The sequence below is a fragment of the Pseudoalteromonas sp. S1650 genome (assembly GCF_005887195.1).
Lineage (GTDB): Bacteria > Pseudomonadota > Gammaproteobacteria > Enterobacterales > Alteromonadaceae > Pseudoalteromonas > Pseudoalteromonas simplex.
Genome location: NZ_PNDF01000291.1, coordinates 1 through 385, shown reverse-complemented (window position 1 = coordinate 385; position 385 = coordinate 1). Strand labels below are relative to the sequence as shown.

Below are 385 nucleotides of genomic sequence, written 5' to 3'. Positions count from 1 at the left end.
TAAACTTTGCACACACACGCTGTTGCCTGCTTTCTGAAAAATGGGGTAAGTAACCCGCTCTAGTCAACGGGATCTGCCTTGCAATCATCTGTCCAAAAGTAAAACGCGCTTGGCGATACCTAATATCTGCTTTTTTAAACTCTCTGCTATCTGGTGCGAATTTTTGCATGTCTTGTTTAGGGCCTTCCGCCCAGCCAGCCACTTTGTTCATTTGTTCAGCAAACGGCTTAACAGTAAACGTTACATAAATGGGGTCATCAGGCTCGGTAGGTGCAAAAACTCGAGTAAAGACGTTGTAGTGATAAGTATGATGAGTAACATTAAAAAGAATTCTTGCGTAGTCATTAGCTTGCAATAGGTCTAACCGGTGTCGGTGTCATGTGCT

1 pseudogene is annotated in these 385 nt (G+C 43.4%); it reads right to left on the bottom strand.

The features are described 5' to 3' along the window. Window positions 1-355, bottom strand: a pseudogene (locus CWB80_RS22405) (hypothetical protein); the annotation flags it as partial. Window positions 356-385: the final 30 nt, after the last annotated feature.